At 65.4% G+C, this 7242-nt stretch carries 8 protein-coding genes; all 8 read left to right on the top strand.

The window, feature by feature from the left end; translation table 11 throughout:
* On the top strand, positions 1-1090 hold a 1090-nt coding region (locus AC2VOP_RS05460; RefSeq protein ID WP_486960003.1), incomplete at its 5' end, for a glycosyltransferase family 4 protein.
* Positions 1091-1237: 147 nt separating this feature from the next.
* Entirely contained in the window at positions 1238-1705 is a 468-nt protein-coding gene (locus tag AC2VOP_RS05455; RefSeq protein WP_486960002.1) for an ATP synthase subunit I, read from the top strand.
* Complete coding sequence (atpB, locus tag AC2VOP_RS05450) at positions 1702-2457, top strand: F0F1 ATP synthase subunit A (protein WP_486960001.1); 756 nt, start codon at positions 1702-1704, stop codon at positions 2455-2457. The genes AC2VOP_RS05455 and atpB overlap by 4 nt, the downstream gene beginning before the upstream one ends.
* 78 nt (positions 2458-2535) lie before the next feature.
* A complete protein-coding gene (locus AC2VOP_RS05445; RefSeq protein WP_486955038.1) occupies positions 2536-2781 on the top strand; it encodes a F0F1 ATP synthase subunit C in 246 nt (81 codons plus the stop codon).
* A 9-nt stretch (positions 2782-2790) separates the two neighbouring features.
* Positions 2791-3348, top strand: a complete 558-nt coding sequence (locus tag AC2VOP_RS05440; protein ID WP_486960000.1) for a F0F1 ATP synthase subunit B — start codon at positions 2791-2793, stop codon at positions 3346-3348.
* A 6-nt stretch (positions 3349-3354) separates the two neighbouring features.
* Entirely contained in the window at positions 3355-4701 is a 1347-nt protein-coding gene (locus tag AC2VOP_RS05435) for a F0F1 ATP synthase subunit B/delta (protein WP_486959999.1), read from the top strand.
* 52 nt (positions 4702-4753) lie between these two features.
* Positions 4754-6406: a F0F1 ATP synthase subunit alpha gene (atpA, locus tag AC2VOP_RS05430; RefSeq protein ID WP_486959998.1), complete on the top strand. Its 1653-nt coding sequence runs from the start codon at positions 4754-4756 to the stop codon at positions 6404-6406.
* A gap of 6 nt (positions 6407-6412) precedes the next feature.
* The coding region (locus tag AC2VOP_RS05425) for a F0F1 ATP synthase subunit gamma (protein ID WP_486959997.1) at positions 6413-7242 on the top strand (830 nt) is incomplete at its 3' end.

Raw genomic sequence — 7242 nt, 5'->3', positions numbered from 1 at the left:
CGCGGCGATCATCACCTACTTCGCCACCGGGCCGGTGCGGGTGCTGGCCACCCGGCTGGGTGCGGTGGCCCATCCGCGCGAGCGCGACGTGCACGTGACTCCGACGCCTCGGATGGGTGGCCTGGCGATGTACCTCGGCGTCGTGGCCGCCGTCTTCCTGGCGTCCCAGCTGCCGGCGCTCACCCGCGGCTTCGTCTACTCCTCGGGCATGCCCGCGGTGGTGGTGGCCGGCGGGGTGATCATGGGCATCGGTCTGCTGGACGACAAGTGGGGACTGGACGCGCTGACCAAGTTCGCCGGCCAGATCACCGCCGCCAGTGTGCTGGTCACCATGGGCGTCGCGTGGAGCGTGCTGTACATCCCCTTGGGCGGGGTGGGTACGGTCGTGTTGGACCAGGCCTCCTCGATCCTGCTCACCTTGGCGCTGACGGTGTCGATCGTCAACGCGATGAACTTCGTCGACGGGCTCGACGGGCTGGCGGCCGGCCTGGGTTTGATCACCGCGCTGGCGATCTGCATGTTCTCCGTGGGCCTGCTGCGATACCACGGCGGCGACGTGCTGTACTACCCTCCGGCGGTGATCTCGGTGGTGCTGGCCGGAGCCTGCCTGGGCTTTCTGCCGCACAACTTTCAGCCGGCCAAGGTCTTCATGGGCGACTCCGGATCGATGCTGATCGGCCTGATGCTGGCGGCCGCGTCGACCACCGCCGCGGGCCCCATCTCGCAGAGCGCTTACGGTGCGCGCGACGTCTTCGCCTTGATGTCACCGTTCCTGCTGGTGGCAGCCGTGCTGTTCGTCCCCGCGCTGGACCTGCTGCTGGCGATCATCCGGCGCACCCGGGCCGGGGTCAGTCCCTTTCACCCGGACAAGATGCACCTGCATCACCGCTTGCTGCAGATCGGTCACTCACATCGCCGGGTAGTGCTGCTGATCTACCTCTGGGTGGGCATCGTCGCCTTCGGCACCGCCAGCACCATCTTCTTCGACCCGCGCTACACCGGCGCGGTGATGTTGGGCGCCATTGTCGTTGCGGTGGTCGTCACCCTGATCCCGCTGTTACGCAACGACAATGTCTATGACGAGCAGTAGTAGATTTGTGGTACGGCTACGGTGCCTGCCCCTTGGTGATTTCAGCGCGTTTGGCATCCGATACGCTCGGCAGGTCGCGCAGAAGTCACAGAAGTGGCGCTCGGGAACGCGAGATTGGGTTGAGATTGGGGTGAGTGGGGTGAGGTGGTGACGACACCAGCGCAGGATGCGCCGTTGGTGTTGCCCTCTGCGGTGTTTCGGCCGGTTCGGCTGCTCGTCATCTGCGTCGCCGTGACCGCGGCTGGCGTTGTCGCGGCCCGAGAGCTGGGTCAGCCGATGATGGGTGTGTTCTTGGGCTTGGGGTTGGCGCTCGGCTTGGTCAACGCTCTGCTGGTGCGTCGCTCGGTGCAGTCGATCACCGCCGAAGCCCACCCGCTGAAGTCGAAGATGGCGGTGAACTCCGCGACCCGGCTGTTGGTCATCACCGTCATCGGCCTGGGAATTGCCTACCTGTTCCGGCCGCAGGGGCTGGGCGTGCTGATCGGACTGGCGCTCTTCGAGGTGCTGCTGGTGACCAGCACCGCGCTGCCGGTGTTGAACACGCTGCGCGGTGGGGCCCGCTCCATGGGCGACGACGCGGATCTTGGCGCGGAAGGGACGGCACCGCAGCGATGATCCAGACCAGCCTCGCCGAGGCCGCAATCGAGGTCGGCGAACACCGCACGGCCGTCTGGCCCCTCGTGGGCACCGTCAACACCGACACCATCCTGTCGTCGGCGATTGCCGGGCTGATCGTGATCGGATTGGCTTTCTTTCTGCGTGTCAAGGTCACCTCGACCGGCGTGCCCGGCGGTGTGCAGTTGTTCTTCGAGGCGATCACGGTCGGCATGCGCAACCAGATCGAAAGCGCGATCGGGATGCGGATCGCACCGTTCGTACTTCCGCTGGCGGTCACCATCTTCGTGTACATCCTGATCTCCAATTGGCTCTCGGTGCTGCCGCTGCAATACACCGATGCCCAAGCGCGCAGCACCGAACTGCTCTCCCCGGCGGCAGCGGACATCAACTATGTGCTGGCGCTGGCGCTGTTCGTGTTCCTCTGCTATCACCTGGCCGGGATGTGGCGCCGTGGGATACTGGGCCACCTGCTAGGAGTGCTCAAGGGCCATGTCGTGTTCATGGCACCGTTCAACGTCGTCGAGGAGATCGCCAAACCGGTCTCGCTGTCGCTGCGACTCTTCGGCAACATCTTCGCCGGAGGCATCCTGGTGGCGTTGATCGCGCTGTTTCCGCCATACGTCCTGTGGGCGCCCAACGCGATTTGGAAGGGGTTCGACCTGTTCGTCGGGTTGATCCAGGCGTTCATCTTCGCGTTGCTGACCATCTTGTACTTCGCCCAGGCGATGGAGATGCAAGAGCATGAGTAACCAAGGCGTCACACGGATCTGGTAAAGACCTAGTAGAGATCTGGTAGGCCACTACCAGCTGACAAGTGAGGAGAAGGAATGGACCCGCAAATCGCGATGGGTGCTCTCATCGGCGGTGGACTGATCCTAGGGGGCGGTGCGATCGGCGCGGCTATCGGTGACGGTATCGCCGGCAACGCGCTGATCGCAGGCGTGGCCCGTCAACCCGAGGCCCAGGGCCGGCTGTTCACCCCGTTCTTCATCACCGTCGGCCTGGTGGAAGCCATGTACTTCATCAACCTGGCCTTCATGGCGCTTTTCGTCTTCGCCAACCCGCTGGGCTGACGCACTGAGATGGGTGACATGACTGCGCGCCACATAGCTGAAGGGGGCGCCGAAGCTAACAACTTCCTGCTCCCGAACGGCACCTTCTTCGTCGTGCTGATCATCTTCGTGATCGTGCTCGCCGTGATCGGGACGTTCGTGGTCCCACCGATCATGAAGGTGTTGCGTGAGCGCGAAAACATGGTCACCCGGACCCTCGCCGACAACAAGGCGTCGGCTGAGCAATTTGCCGCCGCCGACGCCGACTACGAGAAGAAGATGTCCTCGGCGCGCCTCGAGGCGGCGAGGGTTCGAGACGATGCCCGGGCCGAGGGCCGCAAGCTCATCGAGGACCTCCGCTCGGCTGCCGATGCGGAGGTGGCATCGACGCTGCAAAACGCCAACGAACAACTCAAGAGGGAAGGCGATGATGTCGCTGAGGAGCTTCGCGCCCGGGTGGAGACTCTTTCGGCAACCCTGGCCAGCCGGATCCTCGGCGTCGCAGTGGACTCGGCGAAATCGGCGAGCTCGAGGCCAACACCCGTCACCTCGGGAGCCTCGGGGGCCTTGCAGACCGGGGGGCGGTAGCGGGAGATGTCGACCTTCATCGGACAGCTGGCTGGCTTCGCGGTCATCGTGTGGTTTGTGTGGCGGTTCGTCGTCCCGCCGCTGCGCCGACTGATGGCCGACCAACAGCAGTCGGTGCGTGAGCAGTTGGAGTCGGCGGCGGCAGCCGCCGACCGGCTGGCCGAAGCAGGCCAAGCCCACGGCAAGGCGGTTGCCGATGCCGAGGTGGAGGCGCAACGGGTCACCGAAGAGGCCCGCGCCGACGCCGAACGCATCACCGAACAGCTGCGCGGCCAGGCCGACGTCGAGGCGGAACGCGTCAAGGTGGCCGGTGGCCAACAGGTCGGGTTGTTGCGCGCCCAGACGATCCGCCAGCTTCGCTTCGACCTCGGTGCCGAATCCGTGCGGCGCGCCGGGGAACTGGTCCGCGACCACGTGGCCGACCCGGCACGGCAATCCGCCACCGTCGACCGGTTTCTCGACGAGCTCGACGCTATGGCACCGAAGCCGGCGGACCGGGCCGATAGTGAAGATCCGGTGTTCACCACGATGCGCTCGGCCAGTCGGCAGGCGCTGGACGGTTTGGTGCAGCAGTTCACCAGGGTGGCCGACGGCCTGGACGATCCTGGGCTGTCCGCCCTCGCCGAAGACCTGGCAGCAATCGCCAGCCTGCTCGACCGCGAAACCGTGGTGGCCCGGTCGCTGACCGTGCCGGCCGAGGACGCCGCGCCCAGAATCCGACTGACGGAACGGCTGCTCACCGGCCGCGTCGGCGACCCAGCACTGCAGCTGATGACGACCGCGGTATCGGTTCGTTGGTCCAGAGAAACCGATCTGGTCGACGCTATCGAACACCTGGCCAGGCAGACGCTGCTGCTGCGCGCCGAACGTGAAGGCCAAGCCGACGAGGTGGAAGACCAGCTGTTCCGTTTCTCCCGCATCCTCGACGGCCAGCCGCGGCTGGACACGCTGCTCAGTGATAACACCACGCCGGCGCAGGGCCGGATCGGTCTGCTGCGCAACGTGATGGACAGCAGCGGCGGCGTCAACCCGATCACCGTTGCGCTGCTGGCGCAGACCGTCGGGCTGCTGCGCGGCCAACCCGCTCACCAGGCGGTGGCCGACCTGGCCCAACTCGCGGTCGCTCGCCGCGGTGAGGTGGTGGCCTACGTCGGCGCCGCGGCCGAGCTCAGTGCTGCCCAGCGCACTCGGCTGGACGCGGTGCTGAGCCGTATCTACAGCCATCCGGTGACGGTGCGGGTGCACATCGACCCCGCGCTGTTGGGCGGTCTGGCCATCTCGGTCGGCGACGAGGTGATCGACGGTTCACTCTCGTCGCGTCTGGCCGCCGCGAAAGCCCAATTGCCGGACTGAGCACCAGTTGTCGACCATCATCCCGAAACCGAAAGCAGGAAGACGAAAAGCCATGGCCGAGTTGACAATCTCCGCTGAAGACATTCAGGGCGCGATCGAGGAGTACGTGGGGTCGTTCTCCGCGGGGAGCACTCGCGAGGAAGTGGGCACCGTCATCGACGCGGGCGACGGCATCGCCCACGTCGAAGGTCTGCCGTCGGCGATGACCCAGGAGCTGCTCGAGTTCCCCGGCGGCGTGCTGGGGGTGGCGCTCAACCTCGACGAACACAGCGTCGGCACGGTGATCCTCGGTGACTTCGAGCAGATCGAGGAGGGACAGCAGGTCAAACGCACCGGCGAGGTACTGTCGGTTCCGGTCGGTGACGCATTCCTGGGCCGGGTGGTCAACCCGCTCGGTCAGCCGATCGACGCCCGCGGCGACATCGACGCCGAGGACCGTCGGGCACTGGAGATCCAGGCACCGTCGGTGGTGCAGCGCCAGGGCGTCAAGGAGCCGCTGCAGACCGGCATCAAGGCCATCGACTCGATGACGCCGATCGGCCGTGGTCAGCGCCAGCTGATCATCGGTGACCGCAAGACCGGCAAGACCGCCGTGTGCGTGGACACCATCCTCAATCAGCGGCAGAACTGGGAGTCCGGTGACCCCAACCTGCAGGTGCGCTGCGTGTATGTGGCCATCGGGCAGAAGGGCACCACCATCGCCAGCGTGCGCCGGGCCCTGGAAGAGGGCGGTGCGATGGACTACACCACCATCGTCGCCGCACCGGCATCGGATTCGGCCGGCTTCAAATGGCTTGCGCCGTATACCGGTTCAGCGATCGGCCAGCACTGGATGTATCAGGGCAAGCATGTGCTGATCATCTTCGATGACCTGACCAAGCAGGCCGAGGCCTACCGGGCGATCTCGCTGCTGCTGCGCCGTCCGCCGGGCCGCGAAGCCTACCCGGGCGACGTTTTCTACCTGCACTCGCGGATGCTGGAACGCTGCGCCAAGCTCTCCGACGAGCTGGGTGGTGGCTCGCTGACCGGCTTGCCGATCATCGAGACGAAGGCCAACGACATCTCGGCCTACATCCCCACCAACGTCATCTCGATCACCGACGGACAGTGCTTTTTAGAGACTGACCTGTTCAATCAGGGGGTGCGACCGGCGATCAACGTCGGGATGTCGGTGTCCCGGGTGGGCGGCGCCGCGCAGATCAAGGCCATGAAGGAAGTGGCCGGTTCGCTGCGGCTGGACCTCTCGCAGTACCGCGAGCTGGAGGCCTTCGCGGCTTTCGCCTCCGACCTTGACGCCACGTCGAAGGCGCAGCTGGAGCGCGGCGCCCGGCTGGTTGAGCTGCTCAAGCAGCCGCAGTATGCTCCGATGCCGGTCGAAGAGCAGGTGGTCTCGATCTTTTTGGGCACCGGCGGTCATTTGGACTCGGTTCCGATCGAAGACATCAGGCGGTTCGAAACCGAGTTCCTGGACCATGTTCGGGCATCGGCGGGGGAGATACTCTCCGAAGTCCGGGAATCTCAGAAGCTGACCGACGAGACGGCTGCGAAGCTGACCGAGGTGATCAACAAGTTCAAGAAGGGCTTTGCCGCTACCGGCGGCGGCTCGGTGGTGCCCGACGAGCACGTCGAAGCCCTTGATGAAGAGAAACTCGCCAAGGAAGCGGTGCAGGTCCACCGGCCCGCACCCAAGAAAAAGAAGAAATAGTCCAGGATGGCTGCCACACTTCGCGAGCTGCGCGGGCGGATTCGCTCGGCCGGGTCGATTAAAAAGATCACCAAGGCCCAGGAGCTGATCGCCACGTCGCGTATCGGCAGGGCGCAGACCCGGTTGGCGTCGGCGCGGCCCTACGCCGTTGAGATCACCCGCATGCTCACCACCCTTGCCGCCGAAGCCGCGCTGGACCATCCGCTGCTTGTCGAGCGTCCCGAACCCAAACGAGCCGGTGTTTTGGTGGTGTCATCTGACCGCGGCCTCTGTGGCGCCTATAACGCCAACGTCTTTCGCCGTGCCGAGGAACTGTTCTCCTTGCTGCGCGATGAGGGCAAGACGCCGGTTCTCTACACGGTCGGCCGTAAAGCACTGAGCTACTATACGTTCCGACATTGGGACATCACTGGATCGTGGAAGGGTTTCTCGGAGCAACCCAGCTACGAGAACGCCGCCGAGATCGCCACTACCTTGGTCGACGCCTTCATGCTCGGTACTGACGGGGCGGGCGAGCAGCTTGAGTCCGACGGCGCCGGTGGTGTCGACGAGCTGCACGTCGTCTCTACCGAGTTCACGTCGATGTTGTCGCAATCGGCTGAGGCGCACCGGATTGCGCCGATGGTGGTCGAGTACGTGGGAGAAGACGTCGGGCCGCGGACGCTGTATTCGTTCGAGCCCGACGCGACGACGGTTTTCGAGTCGCTGCTGCCCCGGTACCTGACCACCCGCGTGTACGCCGCGTTGCTGGACGCTGCCGCCTCGGAGCTGGCGTCGCGCCAACGGGCAATGAAGTCGGCCACCGACAACGCCGACGATCTGATCAAGGCGCTCAC

The organism is Mycobacterium sp. TH-M106, from assembly GCF_057473765.1.
Note: the sequence above shows the minus strand (reverse complement) of the source record. Positions and strands in the feature narration are given on the sequence as shown.